This window comes from Modicisalibacter tunisiensis (assembly GCF_020148005.1).
Lineage (GTDB): Bacteria > Pseudomonadota > Gammaproteobacteria > Pseudomonadales > Halomonadaceae > Modicisalibacter > Modicisalibacter tunisiensis.
Map to the genome: position 1 here is coordinate 122,540 of NZ_JAGXFD010000001.1, position 23,630 is coordinate 146,169.

Annotated in this window: 19 protein-coding genes; 10 read left to right on the forward strand and 9 right to left on the reverse strand. The window is 69.3% G+C overall.

Annotated elements, in window-relative coordinates; genetic code table 11:
* The first annotated feature begins 180 nt into the window (after positions 1–180).
* The 3 genes from KGQ91_RS00575 (at position 181) to KGQ91_RS00585 (ending at position 2,990) form a co-directional block, all read left to right on the forward strand.
* Positions 181–1,452 (forward strand): NupC/NupG family nucleoside CNT transporter, encoded by a 1,272-nt coding sequence (locus KGQ91_RS00575; protein WP_224419989.1) that lies wholly within the window; start codon positions 181–183, stop codon positions 1,450–1,452.
* 142 nt (positions 1,453–1,594) lie between these two features.
* Positions 1,595–2,596, forward strand: a complete 1,002-nt coding sequence (locus KGQ91_RS00580) for a J domain-containing protein (RefSeq protein WP_224419990.1) — start codon at positions 1,595–1,597, stop codon at positions 2,594–2,596.
* A complete protein-coding gene (locus KGQ91_RS00585) occupies positions 2,580–2,990 on the forward strand; it encodes a hypothetical protein (protein WP_163649197.1) in 411 nt (136 codons plus the stop codon). Before KGQ91_RS00580 ends, KGQ91_RS00585 begins: the two co-directional genes overlap by 17 nt.
* A gap of 11 nt (positions 2,991–3,001) precedes the next feature.
* Here the strand turns inward: KGQ91_RS00585 and KGQ91_RS00590 are convergent, their stop codons facing one another.
* From KGQ91_RS00590 to KGQ91_RS00600, 3 genes are all read right to left on the reverse strand, one after another.
* A complete protein-coding gene (locus KGQ91_RS00590; protein WP_224416666.1) occupies positions 3,002–5,254 on the reverse strand; it encodes a mechanosensitive ion channel family protein in 2,253 nt (750 codons plus the stop codon).
* A 107-nt stretch (positions 5,255–5,361) separates the two neighbouring features.
* Entirely contained in the window at positions 5,362–8,508 is a 3,147-nt protein-coding gene (locus tag KGQ91_RS00595) for an efflux RND transporter permease subunit (protein ID WP_224419991.1), read from the reverse strand.
* Positions 8,508–9,746: an efflux RND transporter periplasmic adaptor subunit gene (locus KGQ91_RS00600; protein WP_224419992.1), complete on the reverse strand. Its 1,239-nt coding sequence runs from the start codon at positions 9,744–9,746 to the stop codon at positions 8,508–8,510. Before KGQ91_RS00600 ends, KGQ91_RS00595 begins: the two co-directional genes overlap by 1 nt.
* A 133-nt stretch (positions 9,747–9,879) precedes the next feature.
* On the opposite strand from KGQ91_RS00600, the gene KGQ91_RS00605 reads away from it, so the two are divergent.
* Entirely contained in the window at positions 9,880–10,491 is a 612-nt protein-coding gene (locus KGQ91_RS00605; RefSeq protein WP_224419993.1) for a TetR family transcriptional regulator, read from the forward strand.
* An 8-nt stretch (positions 10,492–10,499) separates the two neighbouring features.
* On the opposite strand, the gene KGQ91_RS00610 is transcribed toward KGQ91_RS00605, so the two are convergent.
* Positions 10,500–11,333: a fructosamine kinase family protein gene (locus tag KGQ91_RS00610; RefSeq protein ID WP_224419994.1), complete on the reverse strand. Its 834-nt coding sequence runs from the start codon at positions 11,331–11,333 to the stop codon at positions 10,500–10,502.
* A 42-nt stretch (positions 11,334–11,375) separates the two neighbouring features.
* On the reverse strand, positions 11,376–12,509 hold the full coding sequence (locus KGQ91_RS00615) for a GNAT family N-acetyltransferase (protein WP_224419995.1): 1,134 nt from the start codon (positions 12,507–12,509) through the stop codon (positions 11,376–11,378).
* Positions 12,510–12,623: 114 nt separating this feature from the next.
* Here KGQ91_RS00615 and KGQ91_RS00620 point away from each other — a divergent pair, with 114 nt between their 5' ends.
* Both KGQ91_RS00620 and KGQ91_RS00625 read left to right on the forward strand, forming a co-directional pair.
* Complete coding sequence (locus KGQ91_RS00620; RefSeq protein WP_224419996.1) at positions 12,624–12,917, forward strand: DUF4190 domain-containing protein; 294 nt, start codon at positions 12,624–12,626, stop codon at positions 12,915–12,917.
* A 37-nt stretch (positions 12,918–12,954) separates the two neighbouring features.
* Positions 12,955–14,361, forward strand: a complete 1,407-nt coding sequence (locus KGQ91_RS00625; protein WP_224419997.1) for a coniferyl aldehyde dehydrogenase — start codon at positions 12,955–12,957, stop codon at positions 14,359–14,361.
* Positions 14,362–14,395: 34 nt separating this feature from the next.
* On the opposite strand, the gene KGQ91_RS00630 is transcribed toward KGQ91_RS00625, so the two are convergent.
* The 4 genes from KGQ91_RS00630 to gap all read right to left on the reverse strand — a co-directional run bounded on the left by KGQ91_RS00630 (position 14,396) and on the right by gap (position 18,750).
* Positions 14,396–15,238 (reverse strand): dienelactone hydrolase family protein, encoded by an 843-nt coding sequence (locus tag KGQ91_RS00630; RefSeq protein ID WP_224416658.1) that lies wholly within the window; start codon positions 15,236–15,238, stop codon positions 14,396–14,398.
* Positions 15,239–15,277: 39 nt separating this feature from the next.
* Positions 15,278–16,969 (reverse strand): sensor domain-containing diguanylate cyclase, encoded by a 1,692-nt coding sequence (locus tag KGQ91_RS00635; protein WP_224419998.1) that lies wholly within the window; start codon positions 16,967–16,969, stop codon positions 15,278–15,280.
* A gap of 63 nt (positions 16,970–17,032) precedes the next feature.
* Entirely contained in the window at positions 17,033–17,341 is a 309-nt protein-coding gene (locus tag KGQ91_RS00640; RefSeq protein WP_224419999.1) for a hypothetical protein, read from the reverse strand.
* Positions 17,342–17,745: 404 nt separating this feature from the next.
* The gene (gene gap, locus KGQ91_RS00645; RefSeq protein ID WP_224416656.1) at positions 17,746–18,750 is read right to left on the reverse strand and encodes a type I glyceraldehyde-3-phosphate dehydrogenase; all 1,005 of its coding nucleotides are present in this window, start codon (positions 18,748–18,750) and stop codon (positions 17,746–17,748) included.
* A gap of 198 nt (positions 18,751–18,948) precedes the next feature.
* On the opposite strand from gap, the gene edd reads away from it, so the two are divergent.
* From edd to KGQ91_RS00665, 4 genes are read left to right on the forward strand one after another with little or no spacing between them, the layout of a single operon-like run.
* Positions 18,949–20,802 (forward strand): phosphogluconate dehydratase, encoded by a 1,854-nt coding sequence (gene edd / locus KGQ91_RS00650; protein ID WP_224420000.1) that lies wholly within the window; start codon positions 18,949–18,951, stop codon positions 20,800–20,802.
* On the forward strand, positions 20,799–21,767 hold the full coding sequence (glk, locus tag KGQ91_RS00655) for a glucokinase (RefSeq protein ID WP_224420001.1): 969 nt from the start codon (positions 20,799–20,801) through the stop codon (positions 21,765–21,767). The genes edd and glk overlap by 4 nt, the downstream gene beginning before the upstream one ends.
* Positions 21,764–22,690 carry a D-hexose-6-phosphate mutarotase gene (locus KGQ91_RS00660; protein WP_224420002.1) on the forward strand — a complete coding sequence of 309 codons (927 nt, stop codon included), beginning with the start codon at positions 21,764–21,766 and terminating at the stop codon, positions 22,688–22,690. Before glk ends, KGQ91_RS00660 begins: the two co-directional genes overlap by 4 nt.
* Entirely contained in the window at positions 22,687–23,562 is an 876-nt protein-coding gene (locus tag KGQ91_RS00665; RefSeq protein WP_224420003.1) for an aldo/keto reductase, read from the forward strand. Before KGQ91_RS00660 ends, KGQ91_RS00665 begins: the two co-directional genes overlap by 4 nt.
* The last annotated feature ends 68 nt before the right edge of the window (positions 23,563–23,630 follow it).

Here is a 23,630-nt window from a genome sequence, read left to right on the forward strand (position 1 = left end):
GATGAACGGCGCATGAATGAGAAGGGACGATTTGCCGCAGGGTGTCGCACCTTGACACACATCCGGGCATGGCATATGGAGTGGCGGGCCGGCAGGGTCACGACCAGGCCTTTGACACACCACCGCCTTTCGGGTTCCCTCTCGAGGCAAGCCCCTGATCCTGTACCGGAGTCCCCTGCCATGACAAGTCTAATGAGCCTGGTCGGGATGGCCACCCTGATCCTGATCGCGGTGCTGTTCTCGTCCAATCGCCGCGCCATTCGCCTGCGCACCGTGGGCGGCGCCTTCGCGCTCCAGGCCGGCATCGGTGCCTTCGTGCTCTACGTGCCCTTCGGCCAGAGCGTGCTCGAGGCCATTGCGGATGCAGTCAGCCAGGTGGTCGCCTACGCCGACGACGGCATCAACTTCCTGTTCGGCAGCCTCGCCGACCCCGGCAGCGGCGTGGGCTTCATCTTCGCCATCAAGGTCCTGCCGGTGATCATCTTCTTCTCCTCGCTGATCGCCGTGCTCTACTACCTGGGCATCATGCAGCGGGTGATCCGGCTGCTCGGCGGCCTGCTGCAGAAGGTGCTGGGCACCTCGCGCACCGAGTCGATGTCGGCCACCGCCAACATCTTCGTCGGCCAGACCGAGGCGCCGCTGGTGGTGCGCCCCTTCATCGCCGGCATGACCCGCTCGGAGCTGTTCGCGGTGATGTGCGGCGGCCTGGCCTCGGTGGCCGGGTCGGTGCTGGGCGGCTACGCCGCGCTGGGCATCCCCATGGACTATCTGGTCGCCGCCTCCTTCATGGCGGCGCCCGGCGGGCTGCTGTTCGCCAAGCTGCTGATGCCCGAGACCGACACGCCGGACGACGACACCCGCCACGTCGAGCAGATCGAGGCCGAATCGAGACCCTCCAACGTGCTCGACGCCGCCGCCGAGGGGGCCTCCTCGGGGCTGCGCCTGGCCGCCAACGTGGGCGCCATGCTGCTCGCCTTCATCGCCCTGATCGCGCTGATCAACGGCATCCTCGGCGGCGTCGGCGGCTGGATCGGCATGGACGACCTGAGCCTGGAACTGATCCTCGGCTGGCTGTTCTCGCCGCTGGCCTTCCTGCTCGGCATCCCCTGGCACGAGGCCACGGTAGCCGGCTCCTTCATCGGTCAGAAGCTGGTGGTCAACGAGTTCGTCGCCTATGTCAATCTCGCCCCCTACATCAGCGGCGACCAGGTGGTGGCCGCCACCGGCGAGGCGATGAGCGCCCATACCCAGGCGGTGCTGTCGTTCGCGCTGTGCGGCTTCGCCAACCTGTCGTCGATCGCCATCCTGCTCGGCGGACTGGGCAGCATGGCCCCCGGCCGGCGCCACGAGATCGCCCGCTTTGGTCTCAAGGCGGTGCTCGCCGGCACCCTCTCGAACCTGATGTCCGCGGTGCTCGCCGGGTTCTTCATCAGCCTGGCGGCCGCCGGCTGAGCCATTCCGACGGCGCGGACGACCGAGGCCCGTGCCGCATCAGACCAAGGATGCAGCCCTCACGCCTGTCACCGGCCGGGGGGTTCGTTATACTCGGCCTCCCGACACCATGCCGCTCACCGCCCGCCGACGGGAGTCGTCGATGCCGCCATCGTCCTTCACGCCGTTCGAGCTGCTGCTGCTGAAAAGCCGCAACCAGACGGACACCGCCGCCCTGCTGATGCTGGCCTGGATCCTGGCCAACAAGGCGCGCGCCCTGCCGGAGGACCGCGACTACCTCGACACCCTGGCCGGCGACTTTCATCACGGCCATGCCCTGGCGCCGCTGATCGAGACCGCCGCCACCCAGGACATGGCGGCCATCCAGCTGGCCGCCGAGGTGCTGCAGAAGGACTGGCAGGGCGAGCCGGCACATCCCTTCCTGCGCCAGGCCATTGCCCTGGCGACCAGCGGCGGCCCGCCCTCGCACCGCAATCATCACGTGCTGCGCTTTCTCGCCGACCTGCTGGGCGTCGCGCCGGGGGCCCTGTCGGCCCTGTTCAAGAGCGTCACCGGCCAGCCGCTGCCACGCCCGGAGGACCCCAGCCGCGCCGGCTACTGGGCCGAGCGCGAGCATCGCCATCAGCGCCGGGCCCACGCCGACGACACCGCGCAGGCCCGGGCCGAGGAAGACGCCCGGCATCGCCGGGCGTCGGAGACCCGGCGTCGCGAGGAAGCCGAGGCAAGAGCCCGCCGTCAGGCCGAGGAGGAAGCCCGGCGACGCGACGAGCAGACCCGCCGGCACCGCGAGCGGGAACGCGCCGACCGGGCCCGCCGACAGCGCGAACGCGCCCAGCAGCGCCGGCACGAGGAGGAAGCCGCGCGGCGGCGACGCGAGCAGGAGCGCGAGCGGCAACGGGGCCAGGAACACGACGGGACCCGGCCTCCGCCGAGCTTCGACACCGCCCACGCCCTGCGCGTGCTGGGCCTCGATGACCGCGCCTCGCGAGGCGAGATCAAGCGCGCCTACCGCCGCCTGGCGCAGCTGCATCACCCCGACCGCTTCCACGCCCAGGGCGAAAGCCGCATGGCGCTGGCCTCCCGTCAGTTCCAGCGAATCCAGAAAGCCTACGAGCACCTGATGCAAGATGCGCGATTTGTATAAACGCCTGGGCGTGCCGGCCGACGCCTCGCCCGAGACGCTCGACACCGCCATCGAGGCCTGCCGACACACCGCCCTCCGGCAGGACGCCGACGCCGTGCTGCGGATCCCCGCCCGGCGCGAGGCCTACGACCAGCTGCACGCCACGCTCGGCGATCTCGGCCGGCTGCGCGCCCGCCTGGGACTGACCCACGCCCCGCACTGGCAGGATGACGTGGCCAACGACTTTTCGCAGGATTCCGACCGCAGCCTGTCGCGTCACCAGGAACTCGCCGACAAGCTCGATGCCCTGGTCGCCGGCGGCGACACCTCCGCCGCGTCACGACGTCCCTGGCGGTGGGCCGCCGCCCTGCTCGGCGCGGCGCTACTCGGCCTGCTGGCGGGTGCCTGGCTGTGACCAGCCGCAGGCTACATGGGGTCCGCATCGCCCTCGTCGGGGGGTGCCATCCCGTGCCGGCGCCGAATGTCGGCGGGCGTGCCGCCCGATCCGGCGCTAGCGGCCGGGTTCTCGAGCACCACGCTCAACCGCGGCAGCGACAGGTCCTGGCCGGTCTCGTCGAGCCGCTGCTTGAGGCGCAGGTTGAAGGCCCGGGCCACGTCCCACTGCATCAGCGGGCTGGTGCGCATGCGTACCCGCAGGATCGCCGCCCCCTGGTCGAAGCTCTCGATCCCCTGCAGCTCCAGCGGCGACCAGATATGGTGGCGCATCATGGGGTCCTGGCGCAGGCCGTCGGCCACCTCCCGCACCAGCTCGATGGCCGCCTCGATGCGCATGGTGTGGGGCACGCGGATGCGCATCAGGGCGATGCCGAACTCGCGGGCGAAGTTCTGGATGCCCTTGATCTGGCTGAAGGGAATGATGTGCACGATGCCGTCGAGATCGCGCAGGCGCACGGTACGCAGACTCAACCCCTCCACCGTGCCCATGTGACCGCCGACGTCGACGAAGTCGTCGATCGACAGCGAGTCCTCGATGAGGATGAACAGCCCGGTGATCAGGTCCTGGACCAGCGTCTGGGCGCCGAAGCCGATCGCCAGACCGATCACCCCGGCACCGGCCAGCAGCGGCGTGACGTTGACGCCCAGGTTGGCCAGCCCGACAATCGCCGCGATGATGAAGATGGTGGCAAACACCACGTTGCGGATCATCGGCGTGATGGTCTGGGCCCGGGCGCTGTTGACGCGCCGCCCCCGCGAGCGACCGCTGCCGCGCAGGGCCCGCTGGATCGCGGTATCGGCGAAGATCCAGGTCAGCCAGGCCAGCAGCACGGTCAGGCCGATGCGCAGCAGCGCCTGGCCGATGCGCGCACTCACCGCCCCCTCCGCGCCGATGCCGAACAGCGACAGCCCCCAGATCCGCAGCGACAGCTCCGCGAACAGCCCCCAGCACAGGAACTGCGCCAGGGTGTAGCCGAAGCGCTCGAGGCGTCGCCGGTACTGGGACTTGCGCCGCCGCCGGGTGGCACGCTCGGCGTGACGGCGCAGCCCACCGCTGACCACCAGGGTGAGCACCAGCAGGGCCGCGCAGAGGATAGCCCGGGTGAAGGCGCCGTCGGCGTCGCCGGCCGAGACGAAGATGGCGACCAGCGAGGCGACGATCAGCAACAGCGCCGGAATGTGCCAGAAATGCCCCAGCACGTTGGCCAGGTCGCGCAGCGAACTGTTGTCACGCCGGTGGGAATAGGGGCGATTGAGAATCAGGTGCTTGACCGGCCGACGCAGCCGAATGACCAGCGCACCGCTGATGAGCCCCGCCAGCACATTACCCATCACCGACAGCCAGTCGGCCAGGCTGGGGCCCAGCAGAGTCGTAAGCCGATCGCTGTTGGCGGCGTCGCCGAAGGCGGCCAGCACGCCGATCCAGAACAGGCGCTTCGGTGCCTGGCGGCGCAGCAGCTGGACGGCGACCCGCCGGTGCCCGTGGGTGAACACCGAGATCACCGTATCGAATACCGTGGCGAGCAACTGGCCGCAGAGCGTGACGTAGGCGATGACCAGCACCACAGCCCGGGCCGGACTCAGCGGTACCAGCCAGCGCAGCCCCAGCAGCATGATCAGGAAGGCCAGCCCCCAGGGCAGCACCTTGCGCAGGAAATGTACCACCAGCAGCGCCGGACGCGGCTCCGGTGGCAGGGCCAGCGGCCAGTCGCGCCGCGAGACAATCCAGCGGCCGGCACCGGCCAGCAGCAGTGCCAGGCCGAGCCAGATCGCCAGCAGCACCGCCGCCTCGAGGCTCTGGCGCAGCAGCTCTTCTCGCCCCATGGTATCGATCAACCGCTGCAGGTCGGCCAGCGCCCACTCGGAGCGAAGCTGCCAGATATCCAGCGGAGAATGCCCGGCCTCGGCCTGCGCGCCGAGGTCGGTGAGCGAGTCCGCCAGCGCGCCCAGCAGACCCTGACGCGGCTCGCCGTCCTGCCCCGGTGCGGCCACGGCCGTGCCCTCGCGCAGGGCCTTGAGCTGCTCGAGGAGCTGGCCGCGCCGGGCATCGTCCTCGAGCATGCCGATCACTTGATCCAGCGAGTCGCGCAGCGCCTGCGGATCGGCCTGGGCGGCGGGCTTGTCACCGCCGCTTCCCAGGCTCGCGGGCAACCCCTGCGCCTGCACCGGCAGGGCCACCATCAGCAGCAGGAACAGCCCGCCTGCCAGTCGCGCCAGCGCCATGTCTTCTCCTCGCGTGATTGACGTTGTGCCAAGCCTGACGCCCCGAAACAGGAAAGCCAAGGCCCGCGGGCCCTGGCTTTCTGCGGTACGGCGTTCGCGGGTCGGGATCAGTGGTCGCTGTCGGTCGCCACCTCGCCCTCACCGGTCTTGCCGCGCTTGCGATCGAGCCAGGTCTCGAAGCGCGTCACCAGCGTAAAGAACATCGGCACGAAGAAGATCGCGATCAACGTCGCGCCGAGCATGCCGCCGATCACGGCGGTGCCGATCGAGTGACGGCTGGCCGAGCTGGCCCCGGTCGCTGTCGCCAGGGGGATCACCCCGACGATGAACGCGAACGAGGTCATGATGATCGGCCGGAAACGCAGCCGTGCCGCCTCCTTCGCCGACTCGACAATGCCCTTGCCGGCTTGGCGCTGGTCGACGGCGAACTCGACGATCAGGATCGCGTTCTTCGCCGCCAGGCCGATCAGCACCAGCAGGCCGACCTGGAAGTAGACGTCACTGGTCAGGCCGCGCAGGATCACCGCCACCGCCGCGCCGAACATGGCGAACGGCACCGCGGTGATCACCACCAGCGGCAGCGACCAGCGCTCGTACTGGGCGGCAAGGATCAGGATGACCATCACCACGCCGAAGATCAGCGCCAGGTTCGCGTTGCCCGACGAGCTCTGCTGCTGGTAGGCCTCGCCGGTCCAGCCCATCTGGTAGTCCTTGCCGACCGTCTGATTTACCACGTCCTGCATCGCCGCCAGCGCCTGTCCGGAACTGTAGCCCTCGGCCGGCTGGCCCTGGATCTTGGCCGCCGGGAACAGGTTGAAGCGCTGGATAATGCTCGGCGCCTGGCTACGCGTCAGCGTCACCACACTCGACAGCGGCACCATCCGCCCGCTGTCGGCACGCACGAAGACGTTGTCCAGGTCCTCGGGAGTGTCGCGGTACTCGCCCTCGGACTGCAGATTGACCTGGAAGTTGCGTCCGAACAGGGTGAAGTCGTTGACGTACAGGGTGCCGAAGGTGCTCTGCATGGTCGAGTAGACATCGTCGAGCGCGATGCCCATGCTGCGTGCCTTGTCGCGATCCACCGTGGCGCTGTAGATCGGCACGCTGGTGCTCATGGTGGTCCGCACCTGGGAAAGCTCGGGCCGCTGGTTGGCAGCCTTGACCAGCGCCCGGGCCTTGGCCTCGATCTCCTTCGGCGACGCCCCCTCGGTGGACTGCAAATAGCCCTCGAAGCCGCCGGTGGTCGACATGCCCTGGATGGGCGGCGGATTGAAGGCGATCACCCGGCCATCGGGAAGCTGCGAGCCCATCTGGAAGGTCTTGCCCACCAGTTGCGGGGCGGTGACGGGCCGCTTGGACCAGTCGTCCAGGGTGACGAAGGCCACCCCGGCGTTGGGTAGCTGGGCGCTGGCGAGGATGTCATAGCCGGCGAACGACACCACGCTCTTCACGCCCGGGAAGTCAAGCATGCCATCGACCACCTTCTGGTTGAAGGTATCGGTCCGTTGCAGCGACGAGGCCGGCGGCAGCTGGGTGATAGCCAGGTAGTAGCCCTGGTCCTCGGACGGTACCAGACCGCTGGGCAGCCGCGTGAACAGGTAGGCGGTGAGGCCGCAGAAGCCGAGGAACAGCACCACGCCGAGGATCGCCCGCTTGACCATGAAGCTCACCCCGGCGAGATAGCCGCGCGTGGCCTTGTCGAAACCCCGGTTGAACCAGCGGAACGGCGCCATCGGTTCCTTGTCGTGTGGCTTGAGCAGCAGCGCGCACATCGCCGGCGACAGCGTCAGCGCGACGATCGCCGAGATCAACACCGAGATGGCGATGGTGATCGCGAACTGGCTGTAGAGCTGCCCGGAGATGCCGCCGAGGAAGCCCACGGGAATGAACACCGAGGCCATGACCAGGGTGACCGCGACGATCGGCCCGGAGATCTCGCGCATCGCCTTGAGCGCGGCCTGCTTCGGCGAGACGTCCTCCTCCTCCATGATGCGCTCGACGTTCTCGATGACGATGATGGCGTCGTCGACCACGATGCCGATCGCCAGGATCATGCCGAACAGCGTCAGCAGGTTGATCGAGTAGCCGAGCAGGTACATGCCGGCGAAGGTACCGACGATGGAGATCGGCACGGCGATGATCGGCACGATCGCCGCCCGCCACTTCTGCAGGAAGACGAACACCACGACCACCACCAGCGCCAGCGCCTCGATGAAGGTGTTGATCACCTCCTCGATGGACAGCTTGACGAACTTGGTGGTGTCGTAGGGAATCGAGTAGTTCAGGCCTTCCGGGAACTTCTCGGACAGCTTCTCCATGGCCTTCTGCACGGCGACCGAGGTCTCCAGGGCATTGGCCCCCGGCTGCAGGAAGATGCCGATCGGCACCGTCGGCTTGTTGTTGAGCCGGCCGACGAAGGAGTAGTCCTGGGCGCCCAGCTCGACGCGGGCGATGTCACCCAGCTTGAGCGAGGCGCCGCTGTCGTCGGTGCGCAGCAGGATGTTCTCGAACTGCTCGACACTGGAGAAGCGTCCCTCGGTGGTGATGGTGAAGGTATAGGGACGCGGGTGCTTCAACGGCTCGGCGCCCAACTTGCCCGCCGCGAACTGGGTGTTCTGCGAGCGAACCGCGGCGGCCACCTCGCTGGCGGTGATGTCGTAGTCGGCCATCTTCTCCGGGTCGAGCCAGACCCGGATCGAGTAGTCCTTGGCCCCGAACAGCTGGGCATTGCCGACACCGGGCGTGCGCTTGAGCGCATCGATGATGTTGGTCAACGCATAGTTGCTGATGAAGACCGGGTCGTACTCGCCGTTGTTCGACGACACCGTGATCACCTGCAGGATGCTCGACGACCGCTTGCGGACCTCCACACCCTGTTGCTGCACCACGTTGGGCAGCTGCGCCATGGCCTGCTGAACCCGGTTGTTGACGTCGATGGTTGCCTGATCGGGATCGGTGCCGATGGCGAAGGTCACCGAGACCGTCACCACCCCGCTGTCGGCACTGGTCGAGTTGATGTAGAGCAGGTTGTCGACGCCGTTGATCGCCTGCTCCAGCGGCGCCGCCACGGTTTCCGAGAGCGTCTGGGCGCTGGCGCCGGGGTAGCTGGCGCGCACCTGGACCTCGGGCGGCACCAGCTGCGGGTACTGCTCGACCGGCAGCACGCGCAGCGCCATCACCCCGGCGATCACGATGATGATCGACAGGACGCTGGCGAAGACCGGCCGCCGGATGAAGAAGCTCGAGAAGTTCATCAGCCCTGAGCCCCCTGGCTCGCTGCCTTGTCATCGGCGCCGCCGGATTTCGCGGCATCGCCGTCGGATTTCGCGGCATCGCCGACAACCGTCTCGGCCTCGCCGTCGAAGGGCTGGGCGTCGATGGCCTGCCCCGGGCGCACGCTGGCGACGTTGGATACCACCACCCGCTGACCGGCCTCGAGCCCCTGCTGGACGACGACCCAGGCCTCGGAGCGCTCGCCCAGGTTGACCGTGACCGGCTTGGCCTTGCCGTCGTCGCCGACGACGTAGACCTGGGGCCCTTCACGCCCCTCGACCACAGCGATCTCGGGCACCGCGATGACGTTCGGCAGCACCAGCCCATCCAGGGTCAGGCGCACGAACTGACCGGGCAGGAACAGCGCATCGGGATTGGCGAAGGTGGCCTCCGCCTGCACGGTGCCGGTGTTGCGGTCGACCCGCGAGCCGACGAAGGTCAGCTCGCCGCGCAGCTCGCTGTCGCCCTGGCCGTTGCGCGAGGTCGCCACCGGCGTGATGGTCTCGTCGTTGCGCCGCTGCAGACGCACGGCCATGGCATCGTCCGGGGTCAGCGAGAAGCGCGCCTGCAGGGTCTTGAGCGGGGTGATGGTGGCCATCACCTGCTGCGGCTGCACCAGGTTGCCGACGTTGACCTCGCTCAGGCTGACCTGGCCGGCCACCGGCGCCTCGACGCTGCTGTAATTGAGATCCAGCTGCGCATCCTCGAGCGCCGCGCTGGCCTGGGCCACCGACGCCTGGGCGGCGAGCAGATCGGCCCGGGCCTCGTCGCGCTGCTGCTGGCTCACCGACTTCTGCTGGTAGAGGCGCTGATAGCGCTCCCAGTTGCGCTGGGCGCGATACTGTTCGGCCTTGGCGCTTTCCAGGTCCGCCTGGCGCTGGGCGACCACCGCCCGGTAGCGGTCGGGCTCGATGACGAACAGCGACTGCCCCTGCTCGACATGCGCCCCCTCCTGGAACTCGCGCTTCTGCAGCTGGCCGGTCACCCGGGCGACCACGTCCACTTCCTGGTCGCTGCGCAGCAGTGCCGAGTAGGCCTTGTCGACCGGCAGGTCGCGGGGTGACAGCGTCATCACCTGCGCCTTGAGCGGGGGTGACTGCTGCTGCCCCTGGGCGTTACCGGCGGCCTTCTCGTCGCTGCACCCGGCCAGGGCCAGCACGAGCGCCACCGACGCCCACAGGACGCCTTGCAGCCGGCGCGGACTCGTCGGGATCGGCATGGTCTGTTCCTCGATGTGTGTCAGGTTGGCGGCAAGCCTACCCCCATACAACAGTGAATGTAAACACGCCGCGGGTGCGTTAAGATGCCCGTCCCGACGTGTTCCCCTTTCGTTCCCGGAGCCTTCACTCGTCATGGCCAGACGCACCAAAGCCGAAGCCGAGGCAACGCGGGAAGCCCTTCTCGACGCGGCCGAGACACTGTTCTTCGACAAGGGCGTGGCCCGCACCTCGCTGGAACAGATCGCGCGCCAGGCCGGCATGACGCGCGGCGCCGTCTACTGGCACTTTCGCAACAAGGCCGACCTCTTCCACGCCCTGCTCGACCGGGTTCGCATGCCCTTCGAGGAGCTGGCCGAGGATATCGAGGCCCGCCACGAGCCCGAGTCGCCACTGGAGTGCATCCGCCTGGCCTGCCACGAGAGCTTCATGCGCCTCGAGCGTCCGCAGTACCAGCGGATTCACTCGATCCTCATCCACCGCTGCGAGTTCTTCAGCGACATCGACCCCCTGGAGATGCAGACCCCATTGAGCCGCAACTGCTTCGCGGCGCTGCTGGACAAGTTCCGGGAGGCGCAGGACGACGGCCATCTCAACCCGGCGCTGTCGCCGGAGATGGCCACGCAGCTGCTGCAGTCCTGCCTCGGGGGGCTGTTTCACGACTGGCTGCGCAATCCGCACGACTACGCCCTGCATGAACAGGGCGGCGCGGTGATCGACGCCCTGTTCGGCCTGCTCGCGCGCTGACGCGCCCTTCAACCGCCGAGCGCGTCGAGGGTCGCCGTCACCGCGGCCCGGTAGCCGCCGCCGAACAGGTAGAGGTGGTTGAGCAGCGGATAGAGCTGGAAGAGCCGCTCGCGACGCGGCCAGTCCGCCGGCGGCCCGCCGTCCCAGTAGGCCTCGAAGAACGCCTCACCGGGCCGTCCGAACAGCGTCAGCATGGCCAGATCCACCTCGGGATAATGGTAATAAACGGCCGGGTCGATGAGCGCCGGCCCATCGGGGGTATACAGCACGTTGCCCGACCACAGGTCGCCGTGGACGAGCCGCGGCTCGGCATCCGGCAACCATTGTTCGAGACGCGCGGCGATCACGGCCAGACGCTCGCCGGCCGTCGCGTCGAGCAGGCCTCGCTGCCGACAAGCCTCGCCCAGCGCCAGCAGGCGCCGTTCACGCTGGAAGGCCCGCCCGTCCGCCTCCGGCGTGTTGCACTGCGGCGTCGGCCCGCAGCGATTGTCGCGGGGCCAGCCATGATAGGGTCCGACCACGGCATGCAGGCGACGCAGCCCTTCGCCGAGCCGGGCCGGATCGCGGGGTGCGGAACCGTCCAGCGCCTCCATCACCAGCAGGTCATCGTCCAGGGCGATCACCGCCGGCACCACCAGGCCACTGCCGGCCTCGCGCAGCGCCTGAAGGCCGTCGGCCTCCAGCCGCAGCGTCGCAGGGTCGTCCCGCTTGATCACCATCGCCCCCTGACGCGTCGCGACCCGCCAGACGTCGGCGCTGTCACCACCGCCCAGCGTCTGTGGCGCCTCGCTGGGTTCGAGGCCCAGCGGGGCCAGGCGTGACGGCCAGTCCGCTTTCTTCATGACGTCTCCTCGCTTGGTCGTCCGGAGTTCACCGCCCGCGTCTCAGGCACGCCGAAACGGTAGCCGCGCCTCGACATGATGCTGATAGGCGGCGATGTGCTCGCGCTCCTCGGCGCAGAAGCGCGCCACCGCGTCGCGGAAGCCGGGATGGGCGATGTAGTGCAGCGAACGCAGACGGCGCGGCGCGAACCCGCGGCTCACCTTGTGCTCGCCCTGGGTCCCGGGGTCGAAGCGCGTCAGCCCCTTCTCCAGACAGTGCTCGATGCCCTGGTAGTAGCAGGCCTCGAAGTGCAGGCAGTCGGCCTCCACCTCGCTGCCCCAGTAGCGCCCGTAGAGGGTGTCGCTGCCCTGCACGCAGAGCGCGGCCGCCACCGGGCGGCCGCCGTGACGGGCCTGCACCAGCAGCAGAGTCTCGGGCATCGTCGCCCGCAGCCGGCGGAAGAAATCCCGCGACAGGTAGGGCTGCTGGCCGCGCTCGTGATAGGTGATCCGATAGCAGCGGTAGAAATGCTCGAGCGCGGCGGCGTCGATCGCCTCGCCTTCCAGCCGCACCATCTCCAGGCCCTGTTCGGCCACCCGGCGGCGCTCGCGTCGCACTTCCTTGCGGCGCTTGGCGCTCATCGCCGCCAGAAAGCCGGCGAAGTCGCCGTAGCCGGCATCCCGCCACTGGAACTGGACCGACGCCCGCTCGAGCAGGTCGGGGCGCACCGCCAGCCAGTCGTCGACCTCCTCCGACTCGGCGAACAGCAGGTGCCAGCTGGACAGCGAGGCGTCGCAGCAGGCCGCCGCCAGCTCGGCGATCACCGCCCGCCGGGAAACGCCCGGCGCGATCAGCAGGCGAGCGCCCGGGGCGGGCGTGAACGGCACCGCCGTCAGGCCCTTGGGATAGTAGTCGCCACCGGCACGCTCCCAGGCATCCGCCCAGGCCCAGTCGAAGACATACTCGCCGAAGGAGTGCACCTTGCGATAGCGCGGCAGGGCCGCCACCAGCGCTCCCTCGCGGCGCACGACCAGGTGGGCCGGCGTCCAGCCGGCAGCCGGCGTGACCGCCCCGGAGGCTTCCAGGGCGTGCAGGAAGGCATGGCGCAGGAAGGGCTGATCGGCCGGCACCAGCGCGTCCCAGTCCCGCGCGGACACGGCCTCGAGGGCCGGCAGGGTGTCGATCGTGAAGTGCATTCGGCAAACTCCTTGACGGCGGACGGGAGCGGCGGCACTGCCGCGACGCCGATCGTGTCCCCACGGTCGACGTCGCGATGCTAGGGTATCCCCATGCCCTGCTCGAGAGAAACCATGACACCAGCCCCGCACCCCGCGCCACCCGACGACGGCCCCGTCAATGCCATGGCGATCGCCGCCTTCGCCCTGAGCGTGCTGGCGGTGTTCGTCATGCCCGCCGCCCTGGCCGGCGTGGTCTGCGGCCACCTGGCTCGTCACCAGATTCGCCGGCGTGGTGAACGCGGCGACAGCTGGGCGCTGGCCGCGCTGATCATCGGCTACCTGCTGATCGGGCTGACCGCCGCCGGATTCGTGTTGTTCGGTGGTTTCGTGGCCACGTTTTTCGGCATCATGGCTGGTGCCGGCTGAGTCGCCGCGACAGCCGCCATTTTCAGGAGGAGACCGCATGGAGCGTTCGGCCGATCACGCACTGAAGACGCTATTCGCCGCCCAGCGTCAGGCCTACGACGCGCATCCCTACCCGGCGCTGTCCGTGCGCCTGGGACAGCTGGCACGCCTGGCCCAGCTGACGCGTCGCCATGCCGGCGAGATCGAGGCCGCCATCGCCCGTGACTTTGGCCATCGCTCCCGCGTCGAGACGCGCCTGGCCGAGCTCACCACCCTGCAGCAGGCCATCCGCCATGCGCGTCGCCACCTGCGGCGCTGGATGCGCCCGCGCCGCGTCCGGGTCGGCTGGCGCTTCTGGCCGGCCCGGGCCGAGATCCATTCCCAGCCGCTGGGCGTGGTGGGCATCATGGCCCCGTGGAACTACCCCTGGAACCTGGCGCTGCTGCCGGCGGTGGATGCCCTGGCCGCCGGCAACCGGGTCATGATCAAGCCCAGCGAACACGCCCCGGCCACCGCGGAACTGCTGCAGTCGCTGGTGGCCCGGTATTTCGACCCGGCCGAGCTGGGCGTGGTGACCGGCGACGCCGACGCCAGCCGGGCCTTTGCCGCCCTGCCCTTCGATCACCTGCTGTTCACCGGCTCCTCCGAGACCGGCAGCCAGGTCGCGCAGGCGGCGGCCGCCAACCTGACCCCGGTCACCCTGGAGCTGGGCGGCAAGTCGCCGGCAATCCTCGACGAGACCACCGATCTCGACGACGCCGCCCGGCGCATCGCCTTCGGCAAGTGGTTCAACGCCGGCCAGACGTGCATCGCCCCGGACTACGTGCTGCTGCCCCAGCGGCGCCTCAACGCCTTCGCCGAGGCCCTGGAGCGCGCGGTGCGGCAGCTGTATCCCGATCCGGCCGGCAATCCCGACTACAGCGCGCTGCTCGGCAGCGCCGCGCGCGAGCGGCTGATCGCGCTGCGCCGCGAGGCCGAGCAGCGCGGCTGCCGGGTGATCGAGATCGGCGGAGACGACGCCACGTTCGCGGCCGGCGGCAAGCTGGCGCCGACCCTGATTCTCGACCCCCAGCAGTCGCTGCGGGTCATGCGCGAGGAGATCTTCGGACCGCTGCTGCCGCTGGTCGGCGTCCAGGACATGGACGCCGCGGTGAACTTCGTCAATGCGCGCCCGCGTCCGCTGGCGCTGTATGCCTTCACCGACAACCCCGCCCATCGGCGACTGCTGCTGACCCGCACTCACTCGGGCGGACTGGTGATCAACGACACCCTGTGGCACATCGCCCAGCCCGCCCTGCCCTTCGGCGGTATCGGCACCAGCGGGCACGGTGCCTATCACGGTGAGCACGGCTTCCTGACCTTCAGCCATCAGCGCAGCGTATTCCGCCAGTCCCGGCACAGCAGCGTCACCCGCCTTCATCCGCCCTATCGGCGCTGGCTGCTGAGGCTGATGGGCCTGTTCTAGCCGCCGGGATTCCGCGCCGGCCCCCGGCCCGACGTCACTTGCCGTTGAGGGTCTTGTCCAGGGTCAGCAGCGCCGCCTGCCAGGACGCCGCGTCGGCGGCCGCATCGTAGCCGAGCGGCAGGCCGGTGCGTTCGGCGACCGCATCGGCGTCCGGATTGGTGAAGCTGTGCCTGGCGTGCGGATAGTTGATGACCTTGACCGTGGCCCCCTGGGCCTTCAGCGCCTGCGCCATGTCGGTCAGCGCCTCGCGCTTGACCAGCGGGTCCTCGGCGCCGTTGTGGATCTGCACCACGCCGTCGAACGGCTGCGGCTTGCTGACCGCCTGGGCGGGGCTGCCATGGAAGCTGATCGCCGCCTTGATCGGCATTCCGGCCAGCGCCATGTTCATGACGATGCCGCCGCCGAAGCAGTAGCCGAGCGCCGCCATGCGATCGCCGCGCACGAACGGCTGCTTGCGCAGCCTGGCCATGGCGGCTTCCAGCCGGGCCCGCGCCGAGGGCCAGTCCTGCATGACCTGACCGGCAAACTTGCCGGCCTCGTCGGGATGGGTGGTCGAGCGGCCATCGCCGTACATGTCCACGGCCAGGGCGACAAAGCCCAGTGCGGCCAGCTGGTCGGCACGGTCGCGGGCATAGTCGTTGAGCCCCCACCACTCGTGGACGACCAGCACGGCGGGGCGCGGCTTGTCGTCGGCGACATTGCGCGCCAGATAGCCCTGATAGCTCTGACCACCGGTTTCATAGGTGAAGGGTTCGCCCACCACGCGCGGGCCCTGTTCGATCGGCACGGCGGGGGCCTCGGTTGCGGCCAGTACCGGCGCCGCCAGCAGGGCCAGCAGCGCGGGCAGGAGGGACACGAACTTGAGCAGCATGCGCATGGTTTCTCCTTGTTCGACTTGCTTGTTCGGCATGTTCGGCTATCGCCCCGGGGCCGGTTCGGCGAGAGCCTGGTGGACCCGGTTGCGGCCATGACGCTTGGCGGCATAGAGCCCCATGTCGGCCCGGTGCATGAGTGCCTCGGCCGTCTCGTGGTCACGCCGCTCGGCGACGCCGAAGCTGACCGTGAAATTGAGCCATTCGTTATGGAATTCGACCATGGCGTTCTCGAACTTGCGACGCAGCCGCTCGGCCAGCACCACTGCCTCCTGCAGCGACTGCGCCGACAGCAACAGGGCAAACTCCTCGCCGCCGATACGGCCGAAGATGTCCTCGGCCCGCAAGGTACTGCGGCAGATGTCGCCCAGGCTGCTCAGCACCAGGTCGCCGGCGGCGTGCCCCCAGGTATCGTTGATGGTCTTGAAATGGTCGATGTCGAAGATCACCAGCGACAGCCGGGTCGCCAGGACGTCGGCCTGCTCGAGAGCCGAGTTCAAGCAGCCCAGGAAGGCACCGCGATTGAGCGCCCCGGTCAGGCTGTCGGTGGTCGAGAGCTCATGGAGCTTGCGCTCGTGGCGCTTGCGGTCGGTGATGTCGCGGGCCACCGCGAGTATCCATTCATAGCGCCCGTTGAGGGGGCTGATGTAGGGGGAGCAGGCCGTCTCCAGCCAGATGTAGTGGCCCCTGGCATGCCGGGCACGCAATTCGATGCGCAGATTGCTGCCCAGCCGCGAGGTCTCGTGGATATACCGCTGGGTGCGCGGCGCATCGTCGGGCGGCAGCAGCTCGATCAGCGGGCGCTGCTGGATCGCCCGGGGCGCATAGCCCAGCAGGCGCTCGACCGAGGGCGAGGCGTAGCGGCAGAGCCCGTCGGCATCGATCAGCAGGATCAGGTCGCTGACGTTCTCGACGATGAAGCGATAGCGGCGCTCGTTCTCGGCCAGCGCCAGCTGCGCCTGCTTGCGCAGCGTGACATCCTCGCAGAAGCCGTGCCAGAGGGTGCTGCCATCCGCCTGGCGCTCGGGCTTGGCCTGCCCCTGGACCCAGAGCTGATAGCCATCGGGGTGACGATAGCGAAACTCGTGGCGCCAGACGCTCAGGCGCCGCGCGCTGCGGTTGATGCTGCGCCACAGCCCCTCGACGTCTTCCGGATGTACCCGCTCCAGCGCCGCCGTCGCCTCCTGCAGGACGGCTTCCGGCGGCAGCCCGAACAGGCGCCGGATACCGGCGCTGACGAAGGGAAAGTCGAGCCGGCCGTCGGGGGTCAGCCGACACTGGTAGAGAGTGCCGGGGAGCTGCTCGCTGAGCTTCTCGAAACGCTCGAGCAGCGCCTGGCGCTCGGTGACATCGACCAGCGACCCCACCAGCTCCACGACCCGGCCGTCCGTGTCGCGATGCAGGACGAGATCATCCTGCAGGTGATGGCGGGAACCGTCGAGATGCGTCAGGGCATAGTGCAGGGTCAGCCGGGAATCGCCGTTGCGGCGGGCCTCGGCCAGGCGTGTCAGCAGCCGCCGGCGGCATTGGGAATCGAGGCATTCCAGCCATCGCCCGGGCTGCTCGCGCAGCGCGTCACGCTCGATGCCGCACAGCGCCGCCACATTCAGGCCCAGGTAGTGGACCTCGCCCTGCCACCAGTCCGCGCTCGTCGCGTAGACCACGGCGGGAGACGCACACAGCATGGCGTCCATGAAGCGCGGCAGGAACTGCAATGACGTCGCCGGCATGCTCATCGTGTCCCCTCTTTCCCGTTCCCTGGACCTGTCGCTCACCACACGCCTGACAGGCAGGCGACGTCAGTCGCCGCCGCGATCCCCGGACACGCGACGCCGGGGGATATCGGCCGACGACTCGGCGGCCCCCTCCTCGTCGTGGCGCTCATCGGCGCGGCGTGCGCGACCGCCCTTCAGGGGAGCGGGCGGAACCCCGGCCCCGGTACACCCGGCCGCCAGCGCCGCCAGTTCGCGATGGCTCATGACCACGCGCTCGGCGCCCGCGCCTTCGACCCAGAGGATCCACAGTGCGGGCGCCTCGCGGGTCTGGTCCACGCCGACCACGCGCCCTTCGCGCTGTCGTTCGGGATCACGCAGGGTCGCACCGATCAAGAGATGAGCCTGAGCAACACAGTCACGCATGATGGCGGTTCGCACGGTCGTCAGGGCCCGCGGCGTCACGCTGCTGCGCGTGATGACACGCTGACCCGGTGGATGAATCGAGAGTTGTTGTCCCAGTGTATCAGCTAATCCTGCATTCGGGACGCAATGCAAGTCCAGCCTAGCAGGGCGGGCGATGCCGCGTAGCGGCAATCCGGGCGACCATGACGCACGACAAGGATTCCGGGCCCGGCCGGCGGGACGAAAAAAGGGTGCCTCCAGGGCACCCCAAGCACTCGCTAACCGCGATTCATTCACAGACTAAGGCGGCGACGCGACGGCAAACCGTCCGTGCGGAGCCGTGAGTGCGCGAAGCCGTGCTGCCCCCGCGCCGCCACACCGGGTGGGATACGTCGTCAGGCCGCCGCGGCCTGCATGGCCAGCGCCGTATCCAGCATGCGGTTGGAGAAGCCCCATTCGTTGTCGTACCAGGCCATGACCTTGACCAGACGGCCGTTGACGCGGGTGTGGTTGGCGTCGAAGGTGGAGGAATGGGCGTCGTGGTTGAAGTCGATCGACACCAGCGGCTGGGCGTTGACCGCCAGCACCGGCGAGTCGGCCGCGGCCTTCTCGACGATGGCGTTGATCTCCTCCTTGCTGGTCTCGCGGCCGGCCGTAAAGGTCAGGTCGACCAGCGAGACGTTGATCACCGGCACGCGCACGGCCAGGCCGTCCAGCTTGCCGTCGAGCTCCGGCAGCACCAGGCCCACCGCCGCCGCGGCACCGGTCCTGGTGGGAATCATCGACTGCGTGGCGCTGCGCGCCCGGTACGGATCCTTGTGATAGACGTCGGAGAGGTTCTGATCGTTGGTATAGGCGTGCACGGTGGTCATCAGGCCGTTGTCGATGCCCACGCTGTCGTTGAGCGCCTTGGCCACCGGCGCCAGGCAGTTGGTGGTGCAGGACGCATTGGAAACGACACGATGCTCGGCCGTCAGCACATCATCATTGACGCCATGGACGACCGTCGCATCGGCATCGGGACTGGGCGCCGAGATCAGCACGCGCCGGGCGCCGGCCTCGAGGTGCTTGCCGGCATCGGCCTTCTTGACGAACAGCCCGGTGCACTCCATCACCAGGTCGATCTTCAGCTCGCTCCACGGCAGCCGGGCAGGATCACGCTGGGCCAGGATCTGGATACGGTCGCCGTCGACCGTCAGCGTCTCCTCGTCGTGGGACACCTCGTGGCCGAACCGTCCGTGCACGCTGTCATGCTTGAGCAGATGCGCGTTGAGCGCCGGGTCGCCGAGGTCGTTGATGGCGACCACCTGCACACGGTCCCGATAGCCGTTCTCGTAGAGTGCGCGCAGCACGTTGCGACCGATGCGTCCGAAACCGTTGATGGCGACACGCAGTGTCATGGTGGCCTCCTTCGATGCGACTGGCGTGAACCCGGTACATGGCCGCCGTCCGGTCCGACAAGGAACGGCCGGGAGGCAACCACGATGAAATAATCCTACGCTTTGCCCACAATCTGGCCCAAAGGATGACGACGTTCAAGTAATTTTTTTGGTAAGTTTACACACATCCTTACTCCACGACCGCGAAAAGAGGTTGCCATGGCCGTCAACGACACCGTCTCCCGCGTGACCCGGCGCATCCGCGAACGCTCCGCGCAGCGGCGCGCCGACTACGAACGCCACATGCAGGCCCAGCATCGCCACGGCGTGCACCGCGGCGAGCTGTCCTGCGGAAACCTGGCCCACGGCTTCGCCGCCTGCGGCCCTCAGGACAAGAATCAGCTCAAGCTGATGAACAGCGCCAACCTGGGGATCGTTTCGTCATATAACGACATGCTCTCGGCGCACCAGCCGCTGGCGCCCTTCCCCGACATGATCAAGGACGCCGCGCGGCAGATGGGCTCCACGGCCCAGTTCGCCGGCGGCGTGCCGGCCATGTGCGACGGCGTGACCCAGGGCCAGCCGGGCATGGAGCTGTCACTGTTCTCGCGCGACGTGATCGCCATGGCCACCTCGGTGGCGCTGTCGCACAACATGTTCGACGCCGCCCTCTACCTGGGCATCTGCGACAAGATCGTGCCGGGGCTGTTCATCGGCGCGGCGCGCTTCGGCCACCTGCCGGCGATCTTCGTGCCCGGCGGCCCCATGACCAGCGGCCTGCCCAACAAGGAGAAGGCCCGCGTCCGCCAGCGCTACGCGGAAGGCAAGGCGGGGCGCGACGAGCTGCTCGAGGCCGAGTCGGCGTCCTACCACAGCCCGGGCACCTGCACCTTCTACGGCACCGCCAACTCCAATCAGCTGATGATGGAGATGATGGGCCTGCACCTGCCCGGCGCCTCCTTCGTCAATCCCGGCACGCCGCTGCGCGAGGCGCTGACCCGCTACGCCGCCGAGCAGGCGGTGCGCAACAGCGAGCCGGGCGGCAACTACCGGCCGTTCTGGCAGCAGATCGACGAGAAGGCGATCGTCAACGCCATGGTCGGCCTGCTGGCCTCGGGCGGCTCCACCAACCACACCCTGCACCTGGTCGCCATGGCCGGCGCCGCCGGGCTGACCCTGACCTGGGACGACTTCGCCGAGCTCTCGGCGGTCACCCCCAGCCTGACCCGCATCTATCCCAACGGCCAGGCCGACGTGAACCACTTCCAGGCCGCCGGCGGCATGAGCCTGCTGATCCGCGAACTGCTCGGCGCCGGCCTGCTGCACCGCGACGTGCCCTGCGTGTTCGGCGGCGACCTGTCCGACTACACCAAGGAGCCGTTCCTCGAGGACGGCAAGCTGGTATGGCGCGAAGGCCCCACCGAAAGCCACGACCTCGACGTGCTGCGGCCGGTCGCCGAGCCGTTCTCGCCCACCGGCGGGCTCGCCGTGCTCGACGGCAACCTGGGCCGCGGCGTGATCAAGATCTCCGCGGTCAAGCCCGAGATGCGCCGCGTCGAGGCGCCGGTTCGCCTCTTCAGCGACCAGCGCCAGCTGAAGGCGGCCTTCGAGGCCGGCGAACTCGACCGCGACGTGGTGGTGGTGGTGCGCTTCCAGGGCCCGCGCGCCAACGGCATGCCCGAGCTGCACCAGCTCACCCCCTTCCTGGGCGTGCTCCAGGATCGCGGCTACCGGGTCGCGCTGGTCACCGACGGGCGCATGTCGGGCGCCTCGGGCAAGGTCCCCGCGGCGATCCATGTCACCCCGGAAGCCTACGACGGCGGCCCGCTGGCCCGCCTGCGCGACGGTGACGTGATCCGCCTCGACCCCGAGAACGGCGAGCTGCGCGCCCTGGTCGACGACGCCGAGTGGGAGGCGCGCGAACTGGCCACCACCGACATCGAGGAGTATCGCTACGGCATGGGCCGCGAGCTGTTCGCAGGCTTCCGCAGCCTGGTCGGCGGCGCCGAGGACGGCGCGGCGACCTTCGGCGGCTTTGAGGCCCGCGACGTCGACGAGGACTCGCAGGCATGACGCGCCCGGCACTGATCGGCGACATCGGCGGCACCAACGCCCGCTTCGCGCTGGTGACGCCGGACACCTTCACGCCCTACGCGATCCGTACCCTGGCCTGTGCCGACTACCCGACGCTGGAGGCGGCGATCCGCGCCTACCTGGCGCAGGTCGACGCCTCCGGCGAGAGTGCCCCGCGGGAAGCCTGCCTGGCCTTCGCCTGCCCGGTGCACGACGACGAGGTGCGCATGACCAACAACGCCTGGCGCTTCTCCAAGCGTCAGGTCAAGGCGGCGCTCGGCCTCGAGCTGTTCAAGGTGATCAACGACTTCACCGCCCAGGCGCTGGGCGTGCCCCACGTCGCCGACGAGGAGCGGGTGGCCATCGGCGAGGGTCGCAGCGAGCCCCACCGGGCCTGCCTGGTGATCGGCCCGGGCACCGGGCTGGGCGTGGCCGGGCTGTTCCCCGGCCGCCACGGCTGGATCCCCCTGCCCACCGAGGGCGGCCACGTCACCTTCGCGCCCACCGACGACGAGGAGCAGGCCCTGCTCGACTACTTCCGCGCCCGCTACGGGCGCGTCTCGGTGGAGCGCGTGCTGTGCGGCCAAGGGCTGCTGGATCTCTACCACGCCCATGCCCTGCTGGCCGGCCGCGAGGCCGCCCTGCCCTCGCCGGCAGCCGTCACCGAAGCCGCCGGCCGGGGCGACGAGCTGGCCGGACGCACGGTGCGCCGTTTCCTGAAGATTCTCGGCGATGTGTGCGGCGACGCCGCCCTGACGCTGGGCGCCCTCGGCGGGGTCTACCTGTGCGGCGGCATCGTGCCGCGCCTGCTCGATTACGTGGCGGACAGCGACTTTCGGCGCGCCTTCGCCGACAAGGGCCGCATGAGCGCTTACAATGCCAACATCCCGGTGTGGGTGGTCACGGCGCCCTGGACGGGGCTGCTGGGCGCCTGCGAGGCATTGCACAACGAGGAGGTCGAATGATTCCCGCTTCTCTGCGCGAACAGCTCGAAGCGACGCGGGGCCAGCGCCACGCCGTCTGGGCCGGACGCGACATCTGGCTGGCCAACGAGGCCTGGGGCGAGCTGATCGTCAGTCTGCAGGGCGCCCAGGTGCTCCACTATTTACCGGCCCCCGAAACCGGGCCAGCCGCAGGCGCTCGCCCGGCACCCACGGCCGATGACGGCTGGCTGTGGGTCACGCCCACGCCCCAGCCGCTGCCCGGCGCTATCCGTGGCGGCATTCCGCTGTGCTGGCCGTGGTTCGCCGACGAGCGCTTCGCCGACGAGTCCCCGGAGCGCAACGGCCCGCTGCACGGCCCGGCGCGCAAGGCCGACTGGCGGCTGGAGGCCGTCGACGAGCATGAGGAAGGCGTCGAACTTCACCTGTCTCCCTCCGAGCGCCTGCACGGCCAGCTGGTGCCGCGGGCGGTCATCCAGGCCAACGCCCGCCGTCTGCACGTGGAGCTGGTGACCGAGCACACCGGCGAGACCCCGGTGAAGCTCACCGGCGCCCTGCACACCTACTTCAGTGTCGCCGACGTTCATGCCTGCCGCGTCGAGGGGCTGGCCGGGGCACGCTATCTCGACAAGCTCGACGGTTTCGCCGAGCGGGTCCAGCAGGGCGAGCTGGGCGTGCGCGGCGCCCTCGACCGCATCTATGCCTCCAATCAGGCCCCGGTGCTCGACGACGGCCGCCGACGGCTGCGCATCGCCAAGCAGGGCAGCGACTCCACGGTGGTCTGGCATCCGGACACCGCCCTGCCCGACGACACCCCGGCCGAGGCCGGCCGACACTTCCTGTGTGTCGAGACCGCCTGTACCCGGATCGACCCAGTATGGCTGGTGCCCGGTGCCCAGCATGTGCTGGGCACGACCCTCAGCCGTGACGAGGACACCCCTTCATGAGTGATGCCACGGAGTTCGACGTTCCCTTCCTGCTGGGCATGATGCGCCTGCACGAGGCTCACGCCCTGGATACGCCCGCGCGCCTGGCCGACTGGATCGAGGCGCGTCTCGACGAGGGCCTGCACTGGTTCGACCACGCCGACATCTACGGTGGCCGGGAGGGCGAGCGGCGTTTCGGCGAGGCCCTGCGCGCACGTCCCGCGCTCGCCGCGCGGGTGCGGGTGGTGACCAAGGCCGACATCGTGCTGCCCGAACTGGACACCTCGCCCCACGGCGTCAAGCATTACGACACGTCGCCCGGCTACGTGACGGCGGCCGTCGATGCCTCGCTGTCGCGGCTGGGCGTCGAGCGCCTCGATCACTTCCTGATCCACCGCCCCGACCCGCTGATGGACGCCGAGGCCACGGCCGAGGCGCTGGACGGCCTCGTCGACAGCGGTAAGGTCGGCGCCATCGGCGTTTCCAACTTCCTGCCCGAACAGTGGCGACGCCTGCAGCGCGGCATGCGCCATCCGTTGACCGCCCACCAGCTGGAGCTGTCACTGGCCCACGCCGAGCCGCTGTTCGACGGCCTCTACGATGCCCTGCTCAACGACGGCCAGCGCCCCATGGCCTGGTCGCCGCTGGGCGGCGGCACGGTATTCGAGGACGTGCTGGGCGGTTCGCTGGCCCGCCTCGCCCAGGAACTCGGTGCCTCCCGGGGCGGTATCGCCCTGGCCTGGCTGCGGCGCATCCCCGGCCGTCCGGTGCCGGTCATCGGCACCCTGCGTGACTCGCGCATCCGCGAGCTGCTGCACGACGGCGAGGTGACGCTCGACCGGGCAACCTGGTTTGCGCTGCTCGAGGAGGCCCGCGGGCATCGCGTCGCCTGACGACGGGCGGCCCTCGGCCGCCCCCGTGACAAGCCGTGCGGGCTCTGCGAAGATCGGGTGACACGATT